This window comes from Blautia sp. 2227st1_G12_2227SCRN_220401, from assembly GCF_039062885.1.
In the GTDB taxonomy this organism is placed as follows: Bacteria; Bacillota; Clostridia; order Lachnospirales; family Lachnospiraceae; genus Blautia_A; species Blautia_A fusiformis.
Window position 1 is genome coordinate 22,222 of sequence record NZ_JBCLNI010000007.1, and the last position, 25,262, is coordinate 47,483.

At 44.8% G+C, this 25,262-nt stretch carries 22 protein-coding genes; 2 read left to right on the forward strand and 20 right to left on the reverse strand.

All coding sequences use genetic code 11. The features are described from left to right. Positions 1 to 153 precede the first annotated feature (153 nt). Positions 154 to 1,473, forward strand: a complete 1,320-nt coding sequence (locus tag ABCM67_RS05005) for a CapA family protein (RefSeq protein WP_059085892.1) — start codon at positions 154 to 156, stop codon at positions 1,471 to 1,473. A gap of 97 nt (positions 1,474 to 1,570) precedes the next feature. On the opposite strand, the gene queA is transcribed toward ABCM67_RS05005, so the two are convergent. The 8 genes from queA to ABCM67_RS05045 form a co-directional block, all read right to left on the reverse strand. Next, entirely contained in the window at positions 1,571 to 2,596 is a 1,026-nt protein-coding gene (queA, locus tag ABCM67_RS05010; RefSeq protein WP_195634839.1) for a tRNA preQ1(34) S-adenosylmethionine ribosyltransferase-isomerase QueA, read from the reverse strand. A 2-nt stretch (positions 2,597 to 2,598) separates the two neighbouring features. Continuing rightward, a complete protein-coding gene (gene trmD, locus ABCM67_RS05015) occupies positions 2,599 to 3,351 on the reverse strand; it encodes a tRNA (guanosine(37)-N1)-methyltransferase TrmD (protein WP_015525216.1) in 753 nt (250 codons plus the stop codon). Continuing rightward, on the reverse strand, positions 3,352 to 3,858 hold the full coding sequence (gene rimM, locus ABCM67_RS05020) for a ribosome maturation factor RimM (protein WP_022426506.1): 507 nt from the start codon (positions 3,856 to 3,858) through the stop codon (positions 3,352 to 3,354). It lies immediately after the preceding gene. Between the two features lie 59 nt (positions 3,859 to 3,917). After that, positions 3,918 to 4,148, reverse strand: a complete 231-nt coding sequence (locus tag ABCM67_RS05025) for a KH domain-containing protein (protein ID WP_015525219.1) — start codon at positions 4,146 to 4,148, stop codon at positions 3,918 to 3,920. Positions 4,149 to 4,203: 55 nt separating this feature from the next. After that, the gene (rpsP, locus tag ABCM67_RS05030; RefSeq protein ID WP_015525220.1) at positions 4,204 to 4,449 is read right to left on the reverse strand and encodes a 30S ribosomal protein S16; all 246 of its coding nucleotides are present in this window, start codon (positions 4,447 to 4,449) and stop codon (positions 4,204 to 4,206) included. A 45-nt stretch (positions 4,450 to 4,494) separates the two neighbouring features. After that, positions 4,495 to 5,847, reverse strand: coding sequence for a signal recognition particle protein (ffh, locus tag ABCM67_RS05035; protein WP_021652565.1), 1,353 nt, complete (start codon positions 5,845 to 5,847; stop codon positions 4,495 to 4,497). A 3-nt stretch (positions 5,848 to 5,850) separates the two neighbouring features. Then, positions 5,851 to 6,174, reverse strand: a complete 324-nt coding sequence (gene ylxM, locus ABCM67_RS05040; RefSeq protein ID WP_015525222.1) for a YlxM family DNA-binding protein — start codon at positions 6,172 to 6,174, stop codon at positions 5,851 to 5,853. Between the two features lie 183 nt (positions 6,175 to 6,357). Beyond that, on the reverse strand, positions 6,358 to 7,353 hold the full coding sequence (locus ABCM67_RS05045; RefSeq protein ID WP_021652564.1) for a uroporphyrinogen decarboxylase family protein: 996 nt from the start codon (positions 7,351 to 7,353) through the stop codon (positions 6,358 to 6,360). Positions 7,354 to 7,553: 200 nt separating this feature from the next. Here ABCM67_RS05045 and ABCM67_RS05050 point away from each other — a divergent pair, with 200 nt between their 5' ends. Further along, positions 7,554 to 9,092 (forward strand): helix-turn-helix domain-containing protein, encoded by a 1,539-nt coding sequence (locus ABCM67_RS05050; RefSeq protein WP_022426507.1) that lies wholly within the window; start codon positions 7,554 to 7,556, stop codon positions 9,090 to 9,092. A gap of 23 nt (positions 9,093 to 9,115) precedes the next feature. Here the strand turns inward: ABCM67_RS05050 and ABCM67_RS05055 are convergent, their stop codons facing one another. The 12 genes from ABCM67_RS05055 to plsX form a co-directional block, all read right to left on the reverse strand. Then, positions 9,116 to 9,940, reverse strand: coding sequence for an RNA methyltransferase (locus ABCM67_RS05055; RefSeq protein WP_022426508.1), 825 nt, complete (start codon positions 9,938 to 9,940; stop codon positions 9,116 to 9,118). A gap of 131 nt (positions 9,941 to 10,071) precedes the next feature. Then, positions 10,072 to 10,878, reverse strand: coding sequence for an alpha/beta hydrolase (locus tag ABCM67_RS05060; RefSeq protein ID WP_147603518.1), 807 nt, complete (start codon positions 10,876 to 10,878; stop codon positions 10,072 to 10,074). Positions 10,879 to 11,193: 315 nt separating this feature from the next. Further along, complete coding sequence (locus ABCM67_RS05065) at positions 11,194 to 13,002, reverse strand: Na/Pi cotransporter family protein (RefSeq protein WP_147603519.1); 1,809 nt, start codon at positions 13,000 to 13,002, stop codon at positions 11,194 to 11,196. A 252-nt stretch (positions 13,003 to 13,254) separates the two neighbouring features. Beyond that, the gene (locus tag ABCM67_RS05070) at positions 13,255 to 13,551 is read right to left on the reverse strand and encodes a hypothetical protein (protein WP_342992594.1); all 297 of its coding nucleotides are present in this window, start codon (positions 13,549 to 13,551) and stop codon (positions 13,255 to 13,257) included. 34 nt (positions 13,552 to 13,585) lie between these two features. Next, a complete protein-coding gene (locus ABCM67_RS05075; RefSeq protein ID WP_342992595.1) occupies positions 13,586 to 15,109 on the reverse strand; it encodes a DNA cytosine methyltransferase in 1,524 nt (507 codons plus the stop codon). Between the two features lie 383 nt (positions 15,110 to 15,492). Further along, positions 15,493 to 17,331: a glutamine--fructose-6-phosphate transaminase (isomerizing) gene (gene glmS, locus ABCM67_RS05080; RefSeq protein ID WP_022427034.1), complete on the reverse strand. Its 1,839-nt coding sequence runs from the start codon at positions 17,329 to 17,331 to the stop codon at positions 15,493 to 15,495. Positions 17,332 to 17,438: 107 nt separating this feature from the next. Further along, the gene (gene ilvA / locus ABCM67_RS05085; RefSeq protein ID WP_015525229.1) at positions 17,439 to 18,650 is read right to left on the reverse strand and encodes a threonine ammonia-lyase; all 1,212 of its coding nucleotides are present in this window, start codon (positions 18,648 to 18,650) and stop codon (positions 17,439 to 17,441) included. A 6-nt stretch (positions 18,651 to 18,656) separates the two neighbouring features. Further along, positions 18,657 to 19,595 carry a signal recognition particle-docking protein FtsY gene (gene ftsY / locus ABCM67_RS05090; RefSeq protein WP_015525230.1) on the reverse strand — a complete coding sequence of 313 codons (939 nt, stop codon included), beginning with the start codon at positions 19,593 to 19,595 and terminating at the stop codon, positions 18,657 to 18,659. A gap of 18 nt (positions 19,596 to 19,613) precedes the next feature. Further along, positions 19,614 to 23,174: a chromosome segregation protein SMC gene (gene smc / locus ABCM67_RS05095; RefSeq protein ID WP_092069922.1), complete on the reverse strand. Its 3,561-nt coding sequence runs from the start codon at positions 23,172 to 23,174 to the stop codon at positions 19,614 to 19,616. Between the two features lie 13 nt (positions 23,175 to 23,187). After that, positions 23,188 to 23,868, reverse strand: a complete 681-nt coding sequence (gene rnc / locus ABCM67_RS05100; protein WP_021652555.1) for a ribonuclease III — start codon at positions 23,866 to 23,868, stop codon at positions 23,188 to 23,190. Beyond that, positions 23,858 to 24,106 carry an acyl carrier protein gene (locus tag ABCM67_RS05105; RefSeq protein ID WP_147603521.1) on the reverse strand — a complete coding sequence of 83 codons (249 nt, stop codon included), beginning with the start codon at positions 24,104 to 24,106 and terminating at the stop codon, positions 23,858 to 23,860. Before ABCM67_RS05105 ends, rnc begins: the two co-directional genes overlap by 11 nt. 48 nt (positions 24,107 to 24,154) lie before the next feature. Beyond that, a complete protein-coding gene (gene plsX / locus ABCM67_RS05110; RefSeq protein ID WP_147603522.1) occupies positions 24,155 to 25,201 on the reverse strand; it encodes a phosphate acyltransferase PlsX in 1,047 nt (348 codons plus the stop codon). Between the last annotated feature and the right edge of the window lie 61 nt (positions 25,202 to 25,262).

The following is a 25,262-nucleotide window of genomic DNA, read 5'->3' on the forward strand; positions in this document are numbered from 1 at the left end:
ATCAGCAACATCTCCCTGTAGTTTATATTTCTGCCTTTTGGCCTAATTATTATATCAAAAACTTCTTTTTCTGAAAAGTCCGCGATTCTTTCTTTACAATACTTACCATTCTTTCTATAATAAAGATATCTTTACATATGAAGGAGAAAAAGAATGGCAAACGACAATCAAAGGCGGCCGCCTCATGGCCATGATCCGGAGCAGGCACGCAGAGAAGCCGCCAGAGCACAGGAAGCACGGCGGAAGCATTCTGGTTCTGCATCCCGTAATTCCCGTTCACATTCCACTGGGACTCGCAGGAATGACATCAGCAAAAAATCCAGATATTACCAGGTACGCCGTCAGAAAATGTTTCTTGCAGCTGGCGGGATCCTGATCATACTTGTTCTTGTGATCATTTTTTCCGCACGTGCATGCATTTCTTCCCGGAAAGCTGCAGAAGCCGCCGCTTTGCAGAAGGCACAGGAAGAGGAGGCCGCAAAAAAGGCAAAAGAAGAAGCTGCTGCTGTGAAAGATCCCGTTTCACTGACGCTCAGCGTAGTCGGGGACTGCACGTTGGGTACCGATGAGACCTTTGATTATGACACAAGTCTGAACGCATGCTACGATAACAACGGCAAAGATTATTTCTTTAAGAATGTAAAAAGCATCTTTGAGGCAGATGACCTGACAATTGCCAATTTTGAAGGAACCCTCACCGATTCCGATGCCAGAGAAGATAAAACCTTTGCATTTAAAGCACCTGCCGAATATGCTCAGATACTCACCAGCGGTTCCGTTGAAGCCGTAAACACTGCAAACAATCACAGCCATGATTACGGAGAGCAGAGCTACACGGATACTCTGACTGCTCTGGATAATGCAGGCATTACACACTTCGGTTATGATGATACTGCAGTTATGGACATCAAGGGAATCAAAGTTGGTCTTGTCGGAATTTATGAACTGAAGGATCATCTTGAACGCGAACAGCAGCTGAAAGATAATATCGCAAAGGTCAAAGCAGATGGAGCAGAGCTTATAGTTGTGATCTTCCACTGGGGCAATGAGACTGAAACAGTTCCTGATACCAATCAGATGACCCTTGGCCGTCTTGCTATCGATGAAGGTGCAGATCTGGTATGTGGCCATCATCCGCATGTACTCCAGGGAATCGAAACCTATAAAGGAAAAAACATCGTCTACAGTCTTGGCAATTTCTGTTTTGGAGGAAACAGTTCTCCAAGTGATATGGACACCATGATCTTCCAGCAGACCTTCACTGTCACCTCAGAAGGCGTACAGGCTGATAACGTGACCAATGTCATTCCCTGCTCTATTTCTTCCGCAGATGGCTACAACAACTACCAGCCAACTCCTGCATCCGGAGATGAAGCTTCCAGGATCAAATCCAAGATAGAGGAACGCAGTGCTGCGATTCCTGCTGCGGATTCTTCATCCGCTACATCGGAAAGCTCTGACAGTGAAGAATAAATAGCATAACAAAAATAATATCCCAACAGATCCTGCACTGCATGTTTCTATGCTGCGATCCGTTGGGATATTATAATATAAAGAGTAATTTTGTATCTTATTCGATCATCATGGCATCGCCAAAGCTGAAGAAACGATATCTCTCCCGTACTGCTTCCTCATAAGCAGCCATAATATGTTCTTTTCCGGCAAGGGCTGAAACTAACATCAGAAGCGTTGACTCCGGCAGATGGAAATTGGTGATCAGTCCATCGATAGCTTTGAATTTATAACCAGGATAGATAAAGATCTCTGTCCATCCGCTTCCGGCCTTCACGATTCCATCCTCTCCGGCTGCGGACTCCAGGGTACGGCAGCTGGTAGTTCCCACAGAAATCACTCTTCCGCCGTTTTTCTTTGTATCATTGATCAGTTTTGCCTGATCTTCTTCCACAATATAAAACTCCGAGTGCATGTGGTGCTTTTCTACATCATCTACCTTTACCGGGCGGAAGGTTCCGAGACCTACATGTAAAGTTACATGTGCAATATTCACACCCTTCTCCTTTGCTTTCTCAAGAAGCTCCGGCGTGAAGTGAAGTCCTGCGGTAGGTGCGGCAGCAGATCCCTCATTCTTTGCATATACAGTCTGATAACGGTTCTTATCCTTCAGCTTGTGGGTAATATACGGCGGCAGCGGCATTTCTCCCAGCTGATCCAGGATCTCTTCGAAAATCCCCTCATAATGGAACTGAATCAGACGGTTTCCCTCATCTACAATATCAATGATCTCACCCTTCAGGATACCGTCACCAAAAGTGATCTTTGCACCGGGACGTGCTTTTTTTCCCGGCTTTACAAGACACTCCCAGATATCATTTTCGCGGCGTTTTAGAAGCAGGATCTCGATCAGCGCTCCAGTTTCTTCCTTGTGACCATAAAGACGTGCCGGGATAACCTTGGTATCATTGATCACAAGACAGTCTCCCTTATGCAGGTAATCCAGTATATCGGTAAAATGACGATGTTCGATACTTCCATCTTTCAGGGACAGATGCATCAGTCTGGAAGAACTTCTGTCCTCCAGCGGATCCTGAGCGATCAGTTCCTGCGGCAGATCATAATAAAAATCTGATGTTTTCATAATTATTTTTCCACTTCCTCTTTCCACTGTTTGCGAAGCCTGCGGACCTCGTTCCACTCTTTGTTGGTCAGATCAGCTTTTGGTAAAAGATCCGGCCTCCATTTGGCTGTACGGATGATAGACTGCTCTCTTCTCCATTTATCCACATTGGCATGGTGTCCGGAAAGCAGCACCTCCGGAACCTTTTTGCCATGCCATTCCTCCGGGCGGCTGTACTGGGGATACTCCAGAAGATTCCCGGAAAAGGATTCCGTCTCACCGGATTCCTGATTATTCAGAACACCTGGTACCATTCTGGAAATAGAATCCATCATGACCATAGCCGGAAGTTCTCCACCGGTAAGTACATAATCACCAATGGAAACATAGTCTGTTACGATTTCTTCCAGAACACGCTCATCAATTCCCTCATAATGACCACAGAGGAAAACCAGGTCTTCTTCCAGGGCAAACTCTTTTGCCATATCCTGATTGAAGGTTTTTCCCTGAGGAGTCAGAAAGATCACGCGGGGTTTCCTTCCAATACGTTCTGCAATGGATTCATAAGACAGATATACCGGCTCCGCCTGCATCAGCATTCCGGCTCCACCGCCATAAGGATAATCATCTACCTTCTGGTGCTTATTGAATGCAAAATCCCGTATATTGATCGCTTCCAGTGATAACAGTCCCTTTGTAATGGCACGGCCTGTAATACTTGTGTTCATTCCGTTCTCGATCATTTCCGGAAATAATGTAAGTACATGATAATTCATTTAAACAAGCCCTTTCATCAAATGTACAGTCATGGTATTTTTTTCCACATCCACATCAAGAACACAGTCATGGATCGCAGGAAGCAGGATTTCCTCGCCATCCACACGATCTACAATATAAACATCATTGGCGCCGGTCTCCATCACATCACGGAGCACTCCGAATTTCTCCCCATTCTCCAGAAGTACATCCATTCCGATAAGATCCGCTACATAATATTCGTCCTCGCCAAGCTCCTGTGCCTCTTCACGTGGGATCCAAAGCTCACGGCCCTTGTACATTTCAATATCATTGATGTTGTCAATGCCTTCAAACTTCAGGATCGCAAGGTTTTTAAAAAACTTTACATTCTGAATATTCAGTCTGCGAAGCTCTTTTCCTGTATCCAGAAGCACATATTCAATATCAAGAAAACGCTCTGCGTCATCCGTTGTCGGAAAAACTTTTACTTCACCACGGACGCCATGGGTCGTTGTAATAACTCCTACCTTTAATAAATCTTCCATTTTTGCTCCCTTTCAGAGTAAAAACAGGAGCCATGGAATCCACAGCTCCTGTCTCTTTTTCATTGCAGAATATCTACAATCACTTTTTTGCTGCTTTTTGAAGAAGCCGCTTTCACAACAGTACGGATTGCCTTGGCAATTCTGCCCTGTCTTCCGATAACCTTACCCATATCGGCCGGTCCGACCTTCAGTTCAACAACAATCGCGTCGTCTTTTTCAGTCTCAGTAACGACTACTTCATCCGGATTTTCAACAAGAGATTTTGCAATTACTTCTACAAGTTGTTTCATTACATACCTCCTTGCTCCTACCTCATTGAGGCCACAGATCCAAATCTGTCAGGTATTATTTCTCGATTCCGGCAAGTTTAAGAAGCTTAGCAACTACCTCTGTAGGCTGAGCACCAGCTGCAAGCCATTTTTTTGCTGCCTCTTCATCGATTTTGTATACGCTTGGGTCAAGGTTCGGATCATATGTTCCGATCTCTGCGATGCATCTTCCGTCACGTTTGCAGCGAGAATCTGCTACTACGATTCTATAGAAAGGTGCTTTCTTCTGTCCCATTCTTCTTAATCTGATCTTAACTGCCATTTTTGTTTTCCTCCAATTATCTTTCTGAAAATTTATTGTTATTTATTAAAAGGGAAGCTTAAAGCCGCCTCTTTTTCCCATATTCATCTTGCCGCCTGTTAATCCCGGCATCTGTTTCATCATCTTCTTGCTCTGCTCAAACTGCTTCACAAGACGATTTACTTCTGTAATATCCACTCCGGCGCCTCTGGCGATACGGTTCTTGCGTGAGATGTTCAAAATGTTGGGGTTACTTCTCTCCTGAGGTGTCATGGAAAGAATGATGGACTTGGTACGGTCCATAGCCTTCTCATCGATCATACCCTCGATATCCTTCATCTTACCGCCCATTCCGGGAAGCATGTTCAGGATACTGGAAATACCACCCATCTTGTTCATCTGCTCCATGCTGGTAAGATAATCATTGAAGTCGAAGTCCATTTTCTTCAGCTTCTTTTGCATCTCCTGAGCCTGTTCCTGATCCACAGATGCTTCCACCTTCTCGATCAGACTCATTACATCGCCCATTCCAAGGATCCTGGAAGCCATACGTTCTGGATAAAACTGTTCCAGATCTGAAAGCTTCTCTCCCATACCAACATAGAAGATCGGTTTGCCGGTCACGGCTTTAATGGAAAGCGCAGCGCCGCCTCGTGTATCACCGTCCATCTTAGTCAGGATCACACCATCAATGCCGACTTTATCAGAAAAGTTCTGCGCCACATTTACTGCATCCTGTCCTGTCATGGCATCAACTACAAGCACTGTAGCATCTACATTCACATTCGCTTTGATATCCTCAAGCTCCTGCATCATATCCTCATCAATGTGAAGACGTCCTGCTGTATCGATGAGCACAACATTCTGCTGATTGGATTTCGCATGCTCGATAGCTGCTTTTGCAATATCCACGGGATTCTGCTTATCTCCCATGGAAAAGACCTCGACGCCCTGTTTCTCACCGTTTACCTGCAACTGTGTGATCGCTGCCGGACGGTAAACATCACAGGCCACAAGCAGTGGTTTCTTTCCCTTGGATTTCAGTTTGCCTGCCAGCTTGGCAACCGTCGTTGTCTTACCTGCACCCTGAAGACCGACCATCATAAGAACGGTAAGATCCATTCCCGGTTTGATCGGAAGCTCTGTTGTCTCACTTCCCATCAGGTTGACCAGCTCATCATTTACGATCTTGATCACCATCTGTCCCGGATTCAGACCATTCATAACATCCTGTCCGATAGCCTTTTCCTGAACGGATTTCGTAAACTGCTTAACGACCTTAAAGTTAACATCCGCTTCCAGAAGCGCCATCTTAACTTCCTTCAGTGCTACCTTGACATCAGCCTCTGTGAGACGGCCCTTGCCCTTCAGCTTCTTAAATACATTCTGCAGTTTATCTGTTAAACTCTCAAATGCCATTGATCATAACTCCTCTAATATCACATTGGAAATCGCCGCAATATCTTCGGCGTGGTACTTGTCAGCCAGTTCATGGATCTTTATGACCTGACTGCGGATGTTCAGGAATTTCTCGACCAGATGAAGCTTCTCTTCATATTCTTCCAACGTCCGATTGCACCGTCTGATCATATCATGCACACCCTGTCTGCTGATGCCAAGTTCCTCAGCAACCTCACTTAAGGAATAATCCTCAAATACCACACTGGTGTACACCTGCCGCTGCCTCTCTGTCAGAAGCTCTCCATAAAAATCAAATAAAAATGTCTGCTCTACAAATTTCTCCATCTGTAATCACCTTGGCTATCATACACGATTCCGGCACACCTGTCAAGGGTTTTTGCTTTACAATTTTATTTTTTCCTGAATTTCACAAAAAAAGGCCGGAAAAGCACTTTTCTGCTGGGTTTTGCAGGCTTTTCCGACCTTTGTTATTCTATTTACTTCTTATTAATAAGTCTTATGCTTCGATCAAAACATTTCCTTTGTCATTTTATCGATTTCCTTATCCACTGCCTCATATACACCTGGGATACATGAGAAATTCAGGCCATGAGTGGTGCACGGAATAAAATAAAGCTTACCACAGTCTCTGCAAAGCTGATCTGTTGACTCTTCGATCATTTCCTGATTCCAATCAAAGCGATCTACTTTACCGTTATCGATACCACCCATAAATGTGATATCTTTTCCATATTCTTTGATCAGCTTCGGAAGATCATTAACAGACATACAGCCCTGCCATACATCAATTCCCATCTCGATCATTGTCGGAACCAGTGTTGCACTGTAGCTGTCATTATGGTGGATGATCAGTTCAACACCATGATCATGGTAATATCCGTAAATACGTTTGTAAGAATCCATAAAGAACTCACGGAACATATCCACACTGATAAATGTAGACTTCTGTGTTCCCCAGTCATCATGATGGAAGACAACATCCGGTTTCATATAGGTGCAGACCTGCTCTGCCCATTTCAGTTCCCACTCTGTAATATATTCGATCAGTTCATGCATGGCTTCCGGCTCTTCGTAGAAATTGATCATGGTATTCTGGATCTCACAGAGATAATGGCACATCTCAAAAACTCCAGGTGCAACCATTGCAGTAACCATGGTTTCATTCCGGTCAATTCCGGCAACTGTCTCCTGGCATTCTTTCCAGTCCTCTGCCGTGTAGTTGATGTCCGGTGCCTTTACATATTTTTTCCACTCTGCGACGTCCGGACATACCAGATGCTCCGGATCATGGAGCGGAAACGCTCCCGGTGTTCCTGCAGGCCAGGAATTATAATATCCCCATCCGCATTTTACTGTTGGTGCACCAGGTCCTTCCGGCATCATAGGATACTTCGTCTGATATGGAGTATTCAGAACAAATGTCAGTCCCTCATACTGTTTTACAAAACGATCCGGATTTCCTCCGCGGATCACTTCCAGCATATTTTGTCTTTTTGTTAACATAAACGCACCTCCTCTACGTTATTATGCAGGAAAGCCTTTTTTCCGCACTTGTTTTGCCACACCCCAACATAAAAGGCTTGTTTCTGCACTTGTTTTTTCCTTATGATTCTATTATACTGTAAATCAAAAGAATCACAATTCCACATAATATGGCTATTATTCCTGTTTTTTCCTACAAAATATAGGAAGGAGGATTTTCCTTGAAACTCAGTGCAAAACTCATATGCTATCACCTGCAGAAATCATTTTCCATGCATACATCCAGGCTGGATACATCCCCCACCCTTTCCTGCCCTTCCTGCTTTGAAAAGAACACCGTTCTTCAGGATGGACGTGTTTACCTTATCACAGATCCGGATTTTCAGCTCACTTTTCATCATCCCAAAAATATTCTGTTCCTGATGATTGGAAAAATCTATCAGAACTACGAATTAACTCAGCCAAACATGTGTATCATCCCTGAAGATATTCCAGTCAATATTGTCTTTAACAGGATTCAGGATATTTTTATCCTCTATGATCAGTGGAATCAGTCCCTGATGGATTCCCGTCTCCGGAACGCATCTATCCAGGAGCTTCTGGATCTTACAGCTTCCATTATTCCCAATCCAATGATGCTGATCGGTATGGATTTTACTATCATTGCCTCCAGAGACTGGAATCTAAGTGATCTTTCCAATTCTGTTTTGGGTTCCACTGAAAATTCCTGGGCTATTGTGGACAGCCTGAAGCAGGATCCTCATTACGAAGAGGCTTTTTATAAAACCGGATATTTTTATTATCCGGGAAATGGCCTTACTGCTCCTTCTCTTTGCGTAAATATCTCCAATAATGATAAAGCAGTATACAGGCTGATGTTTTCCGAAGGTGAGGTTCCCCTGGATGATACGTTTGGTTTTGTTCTGGAGTACCTTTCCCAGATGGTATCCCATGCACTTTCTACAGGAATCATGCACAGCCGGGATAAAGCTTTTCCTCTGCATCAGATTTTTATGTCCATTCTGACTGATCCCGGAGCTGATTATGTAAAAATCAGTCAGCAGCTGACAAATGTGGGATGGCTTTCTTCCCATATGTATCAATGCATCCTGATCCAGACCGGACTGATCGACCAGAAAAATCTGACCCTTAATGCCATCTGCAACTATCTGGAAAACACAATTCCCGCCAGCTGTGCCACGGAACATAAGGGCAATGCTGTGCTTTTTATCAATCTGGATCTCTGCACTCTGACTATCCATGAGATTTCCGATAAGATCGAGGGCTTTATCAAAAGCAGCATGTTAAGCGCCGGATACAGCCGGAAGATGCTTGGACATTTCAATTTCCACCGTCAATACACACAGGCTTCTGTCACCTTGCAGGTCGGCAAACGCAAAAATCCCGCAGAAAGTATCCACTATTTTGACTCCATTGCTCTGCCCTATATCCTGGAACAGGCTACCAGAAAGCTTCCTGCTTACATGATCTGTCACGAAAAGCTTCTGTCAATGAAATACAAGGATGAGGCAAAGCAATCTCATCTCTATGAAACACTGCGTTGTTTTCTGGAGCATAACCAGAACATTTCTCACACTGCCAGCGCTTTATTTATCCATAGAAGCACTCTTCTTTATCGTCTGGATAAGATCAAAGCTTTTCTGGATTCAGACCTTACAGACAGAAGCGAGATCCTGTATCTGCTGCTTTCTTTTCATCTGATGGATATGGAGGAAGAAAATCAGAATGCAAGATCATAAAAAACGGGAACTCTCTTAAATATTTAGTGTTTTCCCAGCTGCCAGAATGCAACTGCACTGGCTGCCGCCACATTCAGTGAATCCACTCCATGGGCCATGGGAATACATACTGTATAATCACAGTCCGCAATGGTCTCTGAAGCAAGGCCATCCCCCTCTGTCCCAAGAACTACTGCCAGTTTTTCTTCTGCCATCAGATGAGGATCATCAATATCAAAAGAATCCTCCTTAAGAGCCATGGCTGCCGTCTTAAATCCCATCGCTTTCAGAGACCGGATACCTTCCGTTTTCCACTCTGTTTTTTCATCAAAAAAAGTCCATGGTATCTGAAATACAGTTCCCATGCTGACACGGATCGCACGGCGGTACAATGGATTGCTGCATCCCGGTGTCAGCAGTACCGCATCCATTCCAAGAGCCGCCGCAGAACGAAAGATCGCGCCTATATTAGTAGGATTTACCACATTTTCCAGAACTGCGATCCTGCGGGCATTTTTGCATACATCGACTATATCAGGAAGAGCCGGTCGGTGCATGGCACAGAGCATCCCTCTTGTGAGCTTGAAACCGGTCAGCTGCGTTAGCACATCAAATTCTGCCGTATAAACCGGAATGTCTCCACAACGACGGATCAGTTCTTTTGCCTCACCCTCAACATGTTTATGTTCCACCAGAAAAGAAATCGGCTGGCACCCGGAATCCAAAGCTCTCTCAATAACCTTCGGGCTCTCCGCAATAAAGATCCCCTTCTCCGGTTCTGCCCGGTTCAAAAGCTGTATCTCCGAGATCCTGGCATATACATCCAGCTCCGGAGCGTTGAAATCTGTGATTTCTATGATATTTGACATGGTTATTTTTCTCCTGTTCTGTCTTCTTGTTTTCATCCTGCTATTGTAACAGAATCTCTTTGCAAAAGAAAGCCAGGTGTTATATGTTTCCACCTGGCTTTGCTGCTACTTGTAAAACAATTTGTTTATATTCAGATCCTCACTTCCATCCACCGGATCATATCCCCGATCACTTCATCTTTACAATACTCATTCAGGATCTCATGAAAAAGTCCGCCGTAGATCTTCATCTGCTTGTCTTTTGATCCTGCTTCCCTAAAGAAATCATAGGTATCCTGTACACTTACCAGACCGTCTTTCTCGCCGTGTGTCATAAGGACCGGATAATGGAACTCTGCTTTTTTCTCTTTGAACCAGTCAAGTCCGTCGCAGATCGCATAGCATAACCCCGCTGTAAAGGACTGTTTATTGTATGGATCTTTTCCGTACCAGTCTACCACTTCCTGTACAGAGCATACACCTGAACCCAGCTGATTGGCAAGACGCGTATGTACATCCATTTCTCCCGGCACACCACGTATCAGATTGCCGTTATCTGCGGTCAGCGCACCACTGGTAATGATCCCCCGGAGCTTTTTGTCCGGATATTTGGCTCCGTACAGAGAAACCGTAAATCCGCCCATGCTGTGTCCAAGAAGAAATACCGGGACATCCGGATTTTCTTCAATTGCCATATCCACAACTACGTTGGTGTCGTCCAGAAGCTCATTGAAATCTGAATAAAAAGTCTCTTCACCCTCAGACCGTCCGTGTCCTCTGTGATCAAAACGATAGGTTCCGATTCCCGCCTCATGAAGTTTTTCCGCAAAATAATCGTACCTGCCCTGGTGCTCACAAAGTCCGTGGACAATCACGATCACAGCTTTATTGTCTGCTGCCGTTTCTTTTTTCAGATACAGTTTCGTTCCGTCAAACGATGTGATCATACTTTCACCCATAATAAAAACCTCCCTTTTCTTGCTGCGAGATACATATCCCCATTATATGTCTCACGCTATCTGATAGGTTTATCATATCATGAAATCTGTATTTTGATAACCCCTATTACTAATTATCAGCAATTATATGATTTTTACAAAAAGTAATGAAAAATAGAGGAGTGACATATTTTGTTCTCTGAACTATAATCACCTCAGTACAAAGGGGCTGTCGCACTAAAAAATTAGTGCGACAGCCCCTTCTTTTTTCATTGTTAGGGCAAATCCCTAACAAAAACGGCAGCGGAATATCTACATTTCCGCTGCCTGAATTTCTTATTCTACTTCTTCCGGCTCCATGCTGAGCATATGGCCTTCCTGATTTCCAATATCATATTTCTGTCCGTATTCCTTGAAATACTGGTAGTAGTCCGCATTGTTTGTGGGATAGATCTTGGAATCGTGAATATGAAGATCAGATCCTGTCTCTCCGCTCTTCATAAGTGCCACCATAGCACTTGCACAGTGAGTTGCGATACGACAGAAACTGTTGAGGATATCACTAAATACCGTTCCCTCTTCCAGTCCGCATTTGCCTTGGCTCAGTCGCTCTGCATGACGCATCTTCAGTACATCACAAAGTCCTGTGATCACAGCTCCGAGAGGTGCTACTCTCTGTGCCATTTCTTTATCGTCTTTCATGAAAGCATTGCAGGTTATATTGATATCCTCACGAACTGCCTCCATAACAACATTCAGCTCATCCCAGGCTTCCTGTGAAAAATTCGTATGGTTATCATGCATTTCATTGGACATATGAGCAATGTAAGAAGCATGATCACCGATACGCTCAAAGTCATTGATCGTATGCAGATACAGTGAAGTCTGTCTTGTCTGTGCAGAATTCATCTCTCTCTTTGTCAGCTGGATCAGATACTCTCCTAGACGACTTTCATACTTGTCGATCAGATCCTCTTTTCGCTGAACCTTATCATACTTATCCTGCTGATAATCATTCAGAAGATTCATGGCTCTGTTGACATTCTTACGGAGCTTCTTGGACATTCCGTTCATTACACGGTGACACTGTGCGATAGCAAGGGCCGGGTAATTCAGAAGACGCTCTTCCAGAAGATCAAAGTCTGCCTCATCTTCCAGATCTTCTTTGTCATCCTTCACAAGCCAGCATACCAGCTTCTCGATCTTTGAAATAAACGGGAACAGCACGATAACCGTTGCCAGACGGAACACCGTATTCAAAAGCGCGATCGCTACCGGTGTCATGGTCATATCCATAAATGTAAAATGTACAAACGCATTCACGGTATAAAAGATCACCGACCAGAGGATCAGACCAAACAGGTCATTGATCAGATATACAAGAGCAGTTCTTTTACCGTTCTTATTTGCTCCGATGGCTGAGATCAGAACTGGACATGCAGCACCAACACCGATACCAAGAACGATCGGAAATGCACTTGCAAATGTCAGGATACCGGTTACGGAAAGAGCCTGGAGCACACCGACTGTTGCAGACGCACTCTGGAGTACCGCAGTAAAAGCGATACCTACGAGAATACCCGCGATCGGATTGGAAAACATAGTCAGCATCTTGATGAACATCGGACTCTCACGCAATGGAGATACCGCACCACTCATCATCTGCATACCTGTCATCAGGATTGCAAAACCAAGCATGATATTTCCCACGTTCTTATGTAAGGTACGCTTACAGAACATACGGAAAATAATACCAACTACAGCCACAACAGCAGAAATAGTTGCTGTGGAAAGAACACTAGCGATTCCATTAGATCCTTCAATATAAGAAAGACATAAGATCCAGCCAGTAATACTGGTTCCGATATTGGCTCCCATGATGATACCGATCGCCTGTTTCAGTTTCATCATACCGGAGTTTACAAAACCGATCACCATAACTGTCGTCGCAGAAGACGACTGGATCACACTGGTAACACCAGTACCAAGTGCGACACCCTTCAGCGGAGTATTGGTCATCTTATAAAGAAATGCTTCCAGCTTATTACCTGCTGCCAGCTTCAGACCATCGCCCATTAGGGACATACCAAACAAAAATAATGATACTCCACACAACAAAGATAAGATCATTGAAAAAATTGCCATAATTTTCTCCTTTGTCATACTCGCTTCCTGTCATAACCTGTCAGGAGCCATGTTATCCTGAAAATGCGACTTTACATTTCCTTAATCTGGATTTTTCTTATTTTTAACATTTTCCCATTTATTATGCCACATCAATTTCCATATTACAACAACAGATTTATTTCGAAAATAAAAAAATTCGAAGGCAGCGGATTATCTTCCAAAACTCTGCCCTCGAAATGGGGATTTTTGAGTGATTTTTCACAAAATTTTCTATTTTTCCAGGCGCATCAGCATATCATCCAAAATATCTTCCAAATACCCTCCCGTTGTTTTTTCCCCTTCTTTTTTTATCTGGAGCATCGCTTTCAAATCTTCATCGGACAGGCAGATGATCAGTTTCCCGCTTTCCCGTAGACTTCCCCGTGCAGCCATTTTCGCATGTTTATCCGCTCCTTTTCTGGAAATAATGATCGCAACTTTACGGAGAGCTTTTTCGTACAGATATTTTTCTGTAGTGTAAATTTCCCTCTGAGTAATAGGCTTTTCATAGTTTTTAAACTCGAACACGATATACTTCGTAGAAAAATACTTACAGATCGTGTCAAAAAAAGTCCTGTGTCACCCCGTTTTTGATCTTACAGCACATGTCAAAACGATACAGATCTTCCTCTGTTGTCTTCTGCTGCTCCCACAAAGTCAGATATTCTCCAAGGATATATTTCAGAATAGAAACACAAAGTTCCTCATATTTCTTGAAAGCTGCACTACCGGTCTCCAACACTTTTAACTGCGCTATATAGCTGTCAGCAACCGATTCCGGATCCGTATTCTCCATCTGGCTGCTTTCCTCAAAGATAAAAGGCTCCGGTCTCTCCGGTTCTATGTTTTCCACCGAATAATTCAGAATCGAGATCAGTTCGTTCTTCAGTTCCGGATAGTCCTCAAAGAGCCACAGCACATTTCGGATGTCCCAGACATATCCAAGCTTCGCCTCTTCGTACTTTCTCTTAGTCTCATCAGAGACCAGATTCGCCACTACACAGATATTTTGTAATGGCAGATCCTTTTTCTGATCTGACACTGCTTTTCCAACCAGACGGCTATAACTCTGCAACCGTTTAAGTGTAGCGATTTCTTTGGAATCACTGTACATTCTGGTCATAAAGACCCATTCATCGCTTTGGAAAGAAACCCCTTTATATGTAAGGTATTTTTCAAAAAGCTGCTTAAAGCGGGCCATATTTTCCCAGTTTTTCATCTGCACATCACCCTCTGAATTTATATAGGGTTCTACGCAGAGATTGCGAACGACCTGTTCTGTCACTTTTATGTTCGGCGCATATACCAGACTTCTGTACATTCGGCTTTTGTTTGACACAGAACGTGGAAAATCTTCCGGAAATCCCTTTAATCTGGCTATTTCATTGTGTGTGATCTTATGATAGACGCCATGGATACGGATCAGCGGCATTTTTATCAGATTCAGGCGAACCTGCCCGGATTCCCGATAACCGCCTTTTTCCCAACACAAAACGCTGTCACCGGCATGCGAAGCATCAATCTTCTCTTTCGCAAAATCAATTCTGTAATACCAAGAATCCTGTGGATTCATTTCCACCCAGCCATCCAACAGGATACTACTCTTATGGACCTGCACCGGCATGATCATATCCGAAGCATTCACTCTTTTTGAAACAATATATGCAAATTCTTCCCGCAGCGGAAATGCAGTAACCTCCGAACTCTGGATATTTTTATGCGTGATATGGTATCCATATTCTTGCAGCTGAAAAATGTGCTCCTTTATGAACCCTTTCCATAATTGCTTTTTCATAACAAAAAGAATGGCCGGCGGTCGTCTTCTTTGCACCAGGGTCAAACTATAAAACACCTCTTCTGCTTTCGACTGCGTCAGATCAAAAGCCCAGACATCACTGTCCGGAACTGTGACAGGATCTATGGAAGAAAGGCTGCATGCAGTTACATTTTGACTTATATTTTCCTGATAGATCTCTATCACTTTTCTGTCCGGCTCATATGCTTTCAAAATCTCATAACCGGCATTTTGAAAACCAAGAGTCAGCGCACCGATACCGGCATTAAAGATCACCACTGTATTCTTCATATATTTTTTCCTATCTTATTATTTGTACTGTGACAGCAGCTCCAAAAGCTTACCACTGTTGATTGGTTTGTTATAATTGATCCCCACAAGCCAGGATATTCCCTGTACATTTCTGTAAAGACTCCGGATAATTTTTCTCCTTTATCTGCTCTATGGCTGTCCGGGCACTCTGGTTTCAGTTCAATCTCCTCTCTGGCACTACCGGCATAAGCATGTACCCGTCACCCCTTCTTAATATCCCCTGAAAAGCAAAATAATTTCACAGCATCATATGTCTATATGATACCATGAAACTATTTTTGCGTAAAGATTTTATAAAAAAGCCTCAGAGTATTTTCGCATATACATACTCTGAGGCTTTCTCTATAGTCCATATATATTTTTTACTCCACTGTCACGCTCTTCGCCAGATTTCGTGGCTTATCCACATCCAGTCCTTTGGCTACGCTTACATAGTAGCCCAGAAGCTGAAGCGGGATCACTGCCAGGGATGTTGCAAAGTGCGGGTCTGTTTTCGGGATGTAGACGGTGAAGTCTGCGGTATCCTCGATATTGTAATTGCCAAATGTGGTCAGGCCCATAAGGTAGGCGCCACGGCTCTTACACTCAACCATATTGCTGACTGTTTTTTCGTAGAGATCCGGCTGGGTCAGCACACCGATCACAAGAGTTCCGTCTTCGATCAGGGAGATCGTTCCGTGTTTCAGCTCTCCGGCAGCATAGGCTTCAGAGTGAATGTAACTGATCTCTTTCATCTTCAGACTGCCCTCCAGGCTGATAGCGTAATCAATTCCTCTTCCTACAAAGAAAGCATCTTTTACATTTGCCTGTTTTGAGGCAAACCACTGGATACGCTCCTTATCTTCCAGGATCTTACAGATCTTATCCGGAAGTGTCTGCAGTTCACTGATATAATTACTGTAGGCTTCTTCTGTGATCGTTCCTCTTACCATTGCAAACTGGATCGCAAGTGTATAAGCTGCGATCAGCTGTGTGCTGTACGCCTTGGTAGTAGCTACAGAAATCTCCGGTCCGGCCAGAGTATAAAATACATTATCAGCCTCACGTGCAATGGAAGATCCCACTACATTAACGATTCCCAGTGTACGAATACCATTTTCCTTGCATTTACGAAGTGCTGCAAGACTGTCTGCTGTTTCACCGGACTGGCTGATGATCACTGCAAGGCTGTTGGTGTTAAGGGCCATTTTTCGGTAACGGAATTCGGAAGCGAGCTCTACCCTTACCGGGATCTGTGCAAGATCCTCGATCACATACTGTGCTGCCATTCCTACATGATAAGCGGAGCCGCAGGCTATGATATAGATCTGCTGGATGTTCCGGATGCTTTCTTCTTCCAGGCCAACTTCACTGAGGTCGATCTTTCCATCCTTGAGCACGGAATTCAACGTATCCAGTACTGCCTTTGGCTGTTCATGGATCTCTTTCATCATGAAATGCTCATATCCGGCTTTTTCCGCTGCTTCTGCATCCCATTCAATGGTTTTCAGCTCTTTCTCGATCTCATCTCCATCAAGATTGTAGAAGGTGACTTCGCCTTTTTTCACACGCGCCATCTCCAGATTGCCGATATAATATACATTGCGGGTGTATTTCAGGATCGCCGGTACGTCAGAAGCGATAAAGGATTCATCTTCTGCCACTCCAAGGATCATGGGGCTGTCTTTTCTGGCTACATATATTTCACCCGGATAATCCTTGAACATGATCGCAAGGGCATAGGAACCACGGATACGTACCATGGAATGTGTGATGGCATCCACCGGTGTTCCCTCGTATTTCTTGTAATAATAATCGATCAGCTTGACTGCTACCTCGGTATCGGTCTCAGAATAGAAAGTATAGCCTTTACGGGTGAGCTTATTTTTCAGTTCCTGATAGTTCTCAATGATGCCGTTGTGGACTGCTACGATATTACCGTCGTCTGTCATATGCGGATGTGCATTGTTCTCAGAAGGTTCACCATGAGTTGCCCATCTGGTATGACCGATACCACAGGTTCCCGGTACAGTCTCTCCGCCGTTTGTCTTTTCTGACAGAACTTTCAGTCTTCCCTTGGCTTTGATCACTTCCGTCTCGTCCTCGCCGTCACGTACGGCGATTCCAGCGGAATCATATCCTCTGTATTCCAGCTTGGAGAGTCCATCTAAAAGGATCGGAGCTGCCTGGTGTCTACCTGTAAATCCTACAATTCCACACATATTTATCTGTCCTTTCTGTCTATGCAGGTATTTTCGCAAAAGACCGGGCTGTTACATCATATGCAACAGTCCGGTCAGAAGTTTCAGTTATTGCAATATAACACGTCCTACAGTATAGCACGTACCACTCTCGGTTTGCAACCCGCTTTTTCCAGAGCTGCAACGATCTGATTCTTATGATCTGTTCCGAATGCTTCCATAGTGATCCGAAGTTCTACGGCTGCATTTCGGTTGGTACTTACAAACTGGTTATGATCCAGTTTGATAACATTACCCTGATTTTCAGCGATCACACTTGCAACACGTACCAGTTCACCTGGCTTATCCGGAATAAGTACGGATACGGTAAAGATACGGTCACGCTGGATCAGTCCGTGCTGTACAACCGATGACATGGTGATCACATCCATATTTCCACCGCTTAAGATGGAAACGATCTTCTTATTCTTTACATCCAGATGACGGAGAGCTGCTACAGTAAGAAGTCCTGAGTTCTCTACGATCATCTTGTGGTTTTCTACCATATCCAGAAAAGCCACGATCAGCTCATCATCATCGATGGTAATGATATCGTCCAGATTTTCCTGGATATATGGGAAGATATTTTTTCCCGGAGTCTGTACTGCAGTACCATCTGCGATAGTATTTACGTGAGGAAGCGTTACGACCTCACCTTTCTCCAGGGATGCCTTCATACATGCTGCGCCTGCCGGCTCAACACCGATGACTTTGATGTGTGGGTTCAGAAGCTTCGCAAGTGTAGAGACACCTGTAGCAAGTCCGCCCCCTCCGATCGGTACCAGGATGTAATCTACAAGCGGAAGTTCCTGTACGATCTCCATGGCGATAGTTCCCTGACCGGTTGCTACTGCCGGATCGTCAAATGGATGGATAAAGGTATATCCTTTTTCTTCTGCAAGGGCAAGTGCGTGTGCGCAGGCTTCGTCATATACGTCGCCGTGAAGGATAACCTCCGCACCGTAACTCTTGGTGCGCTCTACCTTGATCAGTGGTGTGGTAGTTGGCATGACAATGACTGCTTTTACTCCATATTTATGTGCAGCATAAGCAACACCCTGGGCATGATTTCCTGCAGATGCAGTGATCAGACCTTTGTTCCTCTCTTCGTCAGAAAGTGTGCTGATCTTGTAATATGCGCCACGCACCTTATATGCACCGGTACGCTGCATATTCTCTGGCTTCAGATAAACCTTATTTCCCGTCATATCTGAGAAATAACTGCTGTATATCAGCTTTGTTTCCTGTGTCACTTCTTTTACTTTTGCTGCCGCTTCCTCAAAGCTCTCTAATGTAAGCATTTGTATTTAGCTCCTTTCTTCTACGTCAAAGAGGGCGTTTACAAATGCGTCTGCATCAAATTTCTGCAGATCATCGATACTTTCGCCTACTCCGATGTATTTTACTGGTATGTCAAGCTCAGACTGGATCGCTACTGCGATTCCGCCCTTGGCTGTACCATCAAGTTTGGTAAGAATGATTCCGGTAACGTTTGCGACCTCGGCAAACTGTCTTGCCTGGGAAAGCGCATTCTGGCCCGTGGTTCCGTCAAGAACTACCAGCGTTTCCAAATATGCTTCCGGATACTCACGTTCCAGAATACGGTAAATCTTGCGAAGCTCTTCCATAAGGTTTTTCTTATTATGAAGTCTTCCTGCGGTATCGCAGATCAGAATATCTGCATTTCTGGCTTTGGCTGCTGCCACGGCATCATAGACAACAGATGCCGGATCTGCTCCGTCCTGACCGCCGATGATCTCAACGCCTGCACGGTTGGCCCACTGTGTCAGCTGCTCCCCGGCTGCCGCACGGAAGGTATCTGCAGCTCCGAGGATGACCTTTTTTCCCTGATCCTTTAATTTACCGGCCAGTTTGCCTACGGAGGTAGTCTTGCCGACTCCGTTGACACCGATCACAAGGATCACGGATTTCCGATTCTCAAACTCATATTCTGTGCTTTCTACCTGCATCTGTTTTTTGATGCTGTCGATCAGAAGCTGTTTGCACTGGGACGGCTCCTTGATATGCTGCTCAGCAACCTGCTCCTTTAAATGCTCCAGAATGGAAGTGGTTGCGTTAATGCCGATATCTCCCATGATCAGAATCTCTTCCAGTTCTTCATAAAAATCATCATCAATACTGGAAAAACCGCTGAAAATGGAATCAAAGCCGGCAACGATATTGTCTCGCGTTTTGGTAAGTCCGCTTACCAGACGTTTAAAAAATCCTTTTTTTTCTTCTGCCATACTGATTCATCCCCTCTGCTACTGGGTAAGCTGGTTCTCTACTAAATCTACGGATACCAGCGTGGATACCCCTTTTTCCTGCATGGTAATTCCATAAAGCCTGTCTGCTGCATTCATGGTACCACGTCTATGTGTTATTATAATAAATTGTGTGTTCTTCGTCAACTTCTGAAGATATCCCGCAAAACGTCCTACATTGGAATCATCCAGTGCAGCCTCGATCTCATCCAGAAGACAGAATGGTGAAGGCTTCAGATTCTGGATCGCAAAAAGAAGTGCAATGGCTGTCAGAGCTTTTTCCCCACCGGAAAGCTGCATCATGTTCTGGAGTTTTTTTCCGGGCGGCTGGGAAATGATCCGGATCCCTGCCTCAAGGATATCCTCGTCTTCCGCAAGTTCCAGAGTTCCCCGGCCTCCGCCGAACAGTTCTTTGAAGGCTTTATCAAATTCTTTCTGGATCTCTCCGAATTTTTCGCTAAACTGCTTCCGCATGCCCTCATCCAGCTCCTGGATGATCTGTTCCAGCGTTTTTTCCGCTTCCAAAAGATCGTTGTACTGACCGCTTAAGAACGTATGCCGTTCCAGAAGTTCTTTGTAATCCTCAATGGCATTGACGTTGACAGAGCCAAGAGCTCGGATCTCGTCCTTTAATTTATGGATCTGCTGCTTCATCACATGCCTGTCATTCATTTCTTCTTTCCTGTACTGCAAGGCATTATTCGGAGTGATCTCGTATTCTTCCCACATATAGGAAATCCTTGCTTCCCGGTTCTCTTCGATCTTTTCTGCCTGAGTCTTCAGTCGGAAGCATTCTTTGTCCAGAAGACTGATCTGGCCAGACAGCTCATCACGCTTTTCAAAAAACTCCTTATGGCTTTTTGTGCGCTCTTCCTTTTCCTGCTGCCATTTTTCCAGCTGTTTTGCAGCCGCCTCTTCTTTTGCGGCAAAGCCTTCGATCTCCTTACGGACCTTGTCGATCGTCTTTCTCTTTTCTGCAGTTTCCTGGCTGCCTTTTTCCAGAGAATCCAGAATTTCTTCCCTCTCTTTCGAAAGAACTTCGATCTCCTCTTTCAGGCGCCGCAGATTTTCCTTTATGAAGCTTTCCTTCTGCTGGGATGCAGATGCGTCAAGACGGATCCTTTCCAGCTTCTCTGAAGTCTCCGCTTCGTCCTTTTTCCAGTCCTCCAGCTCCTTCTGCCGGGTCTCAATAAACGTTTCCAGCTCTTCCTCATCCCTTTTGGATGCTTCAAGTTCCTGCGTGATCTTTATGTTATCTGCCTGCATGTCTCTTGCCTGAAGACGGATCTCCTCCTGCTCCCTCTCGATCCTGGTATAACCGCCGCGGATCTCCTCCGCTTTTTTCTCCAGCTGTTCAATGTTCAACCTGGCTGTATTCTGCTGAATGGATTGTTCCTGAAATTTCTGCTGCAGCGCCGCCACAGTATCACGCATCTCATTTCTTCTGCTGCGGTTATCTTCCATGGACTGTCGGATCTCATGATACCCGGCTGCCAGCTCTTTTACCTTCTTTTCCAGTTCCTCGATCTCACGACGACGCCCAAGAAGATTGCTGTTGTTCTTAAAAGCTCCACCGGTCATGGAACCGCCTGGACTTAAGGATTCTCCCTCCAACGTTACCATACGGATACTGTGTCGGTATTTTCTGGCAATGGCAATAGCATGATCGATATGATCCACCACCAGCACTCTGCCAAGAAGATATCCGATCAGACCGTCATATTCCTTCTCTGCAGTTACCAGGCCACTGGCAAGACCAATAGCTCCCGGTTCGTTCAAAGCACCTCTTTGATTAAACTCGCCTCTTGAAGAAATGCTGTTTAACGGGAGAAAAGTCGCACGACCATACCGGTTTTTTTTCAGGAATTCGATCATCTGCTTAGCAGTCTGCTCGTTATCCGTAACGATATTCTGAATACTTCCGCCAAGAGCTGTCTCAATAGCGATCTCATAATTTTTTTCAACGTGAATGATATCCGCCACTACGCCACGGATCCCAGGAACATGATTCTTCTGTTCCATGACACGGCGGATACTGTTTCCATATCCATCATAACGTTCTGTGATATTGCGAAGGGATTCCAGTCTGGATGCCTCCCTATGATAGGACGTCTGTTCCTTTTCCAGCTGTGTATTCTGCTGTTTAAGGGTTTCCTGGATGGCATGTATCTCTTTTGTAAGACGGCTGCCTTCTTCTCTGGTTTCCTGAATGGCCTTCGTGATAGTGTCGTATTCCTTCTGTGCCTGATCGATCGCTGACTGCTGCTCCTCTTCCTGGGTTTTCAGGGAAAGGATCCTCTGACTGATCCCTGCTTTCCGGATATCCAGCTGCTCCTTCATGGCATCAAAACGCTGTGCCTTACCTTTGGTGTTTGCACGGGAATTAAGGATCTCAATGATCTCATTCTTACCATCTTCCACTGCCTGGGTGCATTCTTCGATGCTGCTCTGGATATTGTCCATTTTTTTCTGCTCGTCAGCAAGTTTTCTGTCGATCTCCCGTAAATTTGCCTGAAGATCTGCTTTTTGCTCTTCCAGAGCCTCCTGGTCTGCAGATTTTTTCTCCGTATCTTCCTGAACTGCTAAAAGACGGCTGCGATAATGACTATCATTCTGCTCTCCTGCCAGGATCTGTTCATGAAGAACATTGATCTCACCGGACAGCTGTTGTTTACGGATAGCACGATCCCGGCTTTCTTCCCGCAACGCCTCCATCCGCTCATTCAGCTCTTCCAGTATTTTTTCCAGACGTTCATATTCATCCTTGGTACGACTATGAGCATCCTGGGCTTCTTTTAACTGATTTTCTGCGATCCTGGTTTTTTCTTCCAGCTCGCGGATCAGATTTCCGGTGTGTTCATATTCCAGGAGGAACATATTTATATCCAGCTCTTTCAGATTTTCTCTTTTTGCCAGATATATTTTTGCAGTCTCAGACTGACGTTCCAGCGGTTCCAGCTGCTTGGTCAGCTCACTTAAGATGTCCGTGACACGGACCAGATTCTGTTGTTCTTCCTCAAGCTTCTTCAGTGTGGTATTTTTTCGTCTTTTAAATTTGACGATCCCGGCTGCCTCGTCAAAAAGCTCTCGGCGTTCTTCGGGTTTTCCACTTAAGATCTTATCGATCTGACCCTGTCCGATGATGGAATATCCTTCTTTTCCGATACCGGTATCATAGAACATCTCATTGATGTCCTTTAAACGACAGGAGCTGCCGTTGATGCGGTATTCGCTCTCACCGGAACGATACAGTCTTCTGGTAACGGTTACTTCTTCAAAATCCACCGGGAGCTTGTGATCACTGTTATCAAGTGTAATAGCCACGGACGCAAAGCTCAGAGGCTTGCGAAGCTCCGTTCCTGAAAAGATAACATCCTGCATATTCCCGCCTCGAAGCTGCTTGGCGCTCTGTTCTCCCAGAACCCAGCGGACTGCATCGCCAACATTACTTTTTCCGCTGCCGTTAGGTCCTACGATGCCGGTGATCCCGTTATGAAATTCAAAATTTATTTTCTGTGCAAAGGATTTAAATCCCTGCACCTCTATATTTTTCAGATACATTGGCCACCTGCTGTTATTTTATACTGCGTATTGCCTCTAGGGCTGCAGCCTGTTCTGCTGCCTTTTTTGTATGGCCGGTTCCGGTTCCCATACTTTTTCCATTGATCAGCGCCTCCACAGTAAAGCTCTTGCTGTGGTCCGGTCCCTCTTCTTTCAGAAGACGATATTCCACCGGATGATTTCCGCCTTCCTGTACCATTTCCTGAAGCACTGTCTTGCTGTCATAAAAAATCCTCTTATCCTCCAGATCGTTCAGGATAAATTTCATAACAAAAGCCTGTGCCGGTTCAAATCCACCGTCCAGATACATAGCCCCGATCAGAGATTCCAGGGCATCAGAAACGATGGAATCTCTTTTACGACCGCCCATCATTTCCTCACCTCTTCCAAGGAGGATAAACTCCGGAAGCCCGAATTCTCTTGCACAGTAGGCAAGACTCTTTTCACATACCATGCTGGCACGTTTCTTGGTCAACTCACCTTCCTGATTATTCCGGAATTTTTTGTACAGGAAATCACTGCTGATCAACTCCAGCACCGCATCTCCAAGAAACTCCAGACGCTCATTGCATCCAAGCTTTCCAAGGTGTTTTTCGTTGGCATAGGAGCTGTGTGTCATTGCCTGCTCCAGTAAAGATTTTGCGGTAAACTGGTATCCGATAGTCTGCTCCAGCTTTTTTAAATTATTTTCCATTTCTTCTTCCCTTCGTTACCCGGCGAAGAGTCTCCACTGCATCGCCGACAGTAACGATCTCCTCGGCTTCCTCCGGGGCGATACGAACATCAAAAGTTTCCTCCAGATCAATAAGAATCTGAAAAAAATCCAGAGAATCCACTCCCAGATCATCCACAAAGGTAGTTTTTTCTGTAATGGCATCCATATTTTTTCCCAGAGTTTTTTCGATGATGGTCTTCAGCATTTCCAGTTCCACGACTGTTCGCCTCCTGTTCTGTCTGTAATATTTCCGGCAATCCCGGTTTTATTTTTTTTCGCTTTTTTCTTCCGCCTGTGCTTTCTGCTCAGCTGCTATAAACTCCTCGATCTTTTCATTGATCTTCTCTTCCTTAAACTGCTCGCACTGAAAGATCGCATGACGGATTTCTACGCTTCTGGCACTTCCGTGGCTTTTGACCACAAGACCTTTCAGACCAAGAAGCGGTGCTCCGCCATATTCACTGGCATCAAATGATTTTAAGGTTTCCTTAAGAGCAGGTTTTACCATCAGAGCTCCCATTTTACTGCGAATGTTTGTCATCATACCTTTTTTGATCATAGATATCAGAGTAGCTCCAACACCTTCATAAAGCTTGAGGATCACATTTCCTACAAAAGCTTCACAGACTACTACATCTGCATAACCTGACGGGATATCTCTCGCCTCAATACTTCCGATGAAATTGATATCCTTACATGCTTTTAACAGAGGGAAGGTAGCCTTTACCAGCGCATTGCCCTTTTCTTCCTCAGCACCGTTATTAACGATAGCAACTCTTGGTTTCTTAATACCCACTACATTTTCCATATAGATGGAACCCATCTGCGCAAACTGTACCAGATGATCTGGTCTCGCATCTACATTGGCACCACAGTCGATCAGAAGGGAAACGCCCTTTGCCGTAGGGATCAGCGGAGCAAGAGGTGGTCTCCGGATTCCTTGGATCCTGCCTACGATCACCTGGCCTCCTACCAGTACCGCACCGGTGCTTCCGGAGGAAACAAAGGCATCGGCCTCCTGTTTTTTTACAAGATTTAATCCCACTACAATAGAGGAATCTTTCTTTTTCTGGATAGCCATGACCGGAGGTTCCGCAGTCTCGATCACCTGAGACGCATGCACCACGCGAATCCTGTCCTTAGGATAATCCGGGTATTTCCGAAGCTCTGCTTCGATCACATCCTGTACTCCTGTAAGGATGACCTGGATGTTCTCTTTTTCTTTCACAGCTTCCACCGCGGCTTTTACCGGTTCCTCGGGAGCATTGTCACCACCCATTGCATCTACAACGACTTTTACCATTTCTGACATATGTTGTCCTTTCTCTGTCCGAAATCTTTTCGGAATGCATATGGTACACTGTAGTGAAAAT

What these genes read in the sequence shown, in the direction of transcription:
- trmD (WP_015525216.1), bottom strand. Translation starts at nt 3,351, where the DNA reads ATGAATTATCATGTACTTACATTATTTCCGGAAATGATCGAGAACGGA.
- glmS (WP_022427034.1), bottom strand. Translation starts at nt 17,331, where the DNA reads ATGTGTGGAATTGTAGGATTTACAGGTAGACACCAGGCAGCTCCGATC.
- ABCM67_RS05045 (WP_021652564.1), bottom strand. Translation starts at nt 7,353, where the DNA reads ATGTTAACAAAAAGACAAAATATGCTGGAAGTGATCCGCGGAGGAAAT.
- smc (WP_092069922.1), bottom strand. Translation starts at nt 23,174, where the DNA reads ATGTATCTGAAAAATATAGAGGTGCAGGGATTTAAATCCTTTGCACAG.
- ftsY (WP_015525230.1), bottom strand. Translation starts at nt 19,595, where the DNA reads ATGGCAGAAGAAAAAAAAGGATTTTTTAAACGTCTGGTAAGCGGACTT.
- ABCM67_RS05065 (WP_147603519.1), bottom strand. Translation starts at nt 13,002, where the DNA reads ATGGCAATTTTTTCAATGATCTTATCTTTGTTGTGTGGAGTATCATTA.
- queA (WP_195634839.1), bottom strand. Translation starts at nt 2,596, where the DNA reads ATGAAAACATCAGATTTTTATTATGATCTGCCGCAGGAACTGATCGCT.
- ABCM67_RS05075 (WP_342992595.1), bottom strand. Translation starts at nt 15,109, where the DNA reads ATGAAGAATACAGTGGTGATCTTTAATGCCGGTATCGGTGCGCTGACT.
- ABCM67_RS05055 (WP_022426508.1), bottom strand. Translation starts at nt 9,940, where the DNA reads ATGTCAAATATCATAGAAATCACAGATTTCAACGCTCCGGAGCTGGAT.
- ylxM (WP_015525222.1), bottom strand. Translation starts at nt 6,174, where the DNA reads ATGGAGAAATTTGTAGAGCAGACATTTTTATTTGATTTTTATGGAGAG.
- ABCM67_RS05060 (WP_147603518.1), bottom strand. Translation starts at nt 10,878, where the DNA reads ATGGGTGAAAGTATGATCACATCGTTTGACGGAACGAAACTGTATCTG.
- rpsP (WP_015525220.1), bottom strand. Translation starts at nt 4,449, where the DNA reads ATGGCAGTTAAGATCAGATTAAGAAGAATGGGACAGAAGAAAGCACCT.
- plsX (WP_147603522.1), bottom strand. Translation starts at nt 25,201, where the DNA reads ATGTCAGAAATGGTAAAAGTCGTTGTAGATGCAATGGGTGGTGACAAT.
- rnc (WP_021652555.1), bottom strand. Translation starts at nt 23,868, where the DNA reads ATGGAAAATAATTTAAAAAAGCTGGAGCAGACTATCGGATACCAGTTT.
- ffh (WP_021652565.1), bottom strand. Translation starts at nt 5,847, where the DNA reads ATGGCATTTGAGAGTTTAACAGATAAACTGCAGAATGTATTTAAGAAG.
- rimM (WP_022426506.1), bottom strand. Translation starts at nt 3,858, where the DNA reads ATGGAAGATTTATTAAAGGTAGGAGTTATTACAACGACCCATGGCGTC.
- ABCM67_RS05025 (WP_015525219.1), bottom strand. Translation starts at nt 4,148, where the DNA reads ATGAAACAACTTGTAGAAGTAATTGCAAAATCTCTTGTTGAAAATCCG.
- ilvA (WP_015525229.1), bottom strand. Translation starts at nt 18,650, where the DNA reads ATGCTTACATTAGAGAGCTTTGAGGAAGCGGCAGCAAAAGTAAAAGAA.
- ABCM67_RS05005 (WP_059085892.1), top strand. Translation starts at nt 154, where the DNA reads ATGGCAAACGACAATCAAAGGCGGCCGCCTCATGGCCATGATCCGGAG.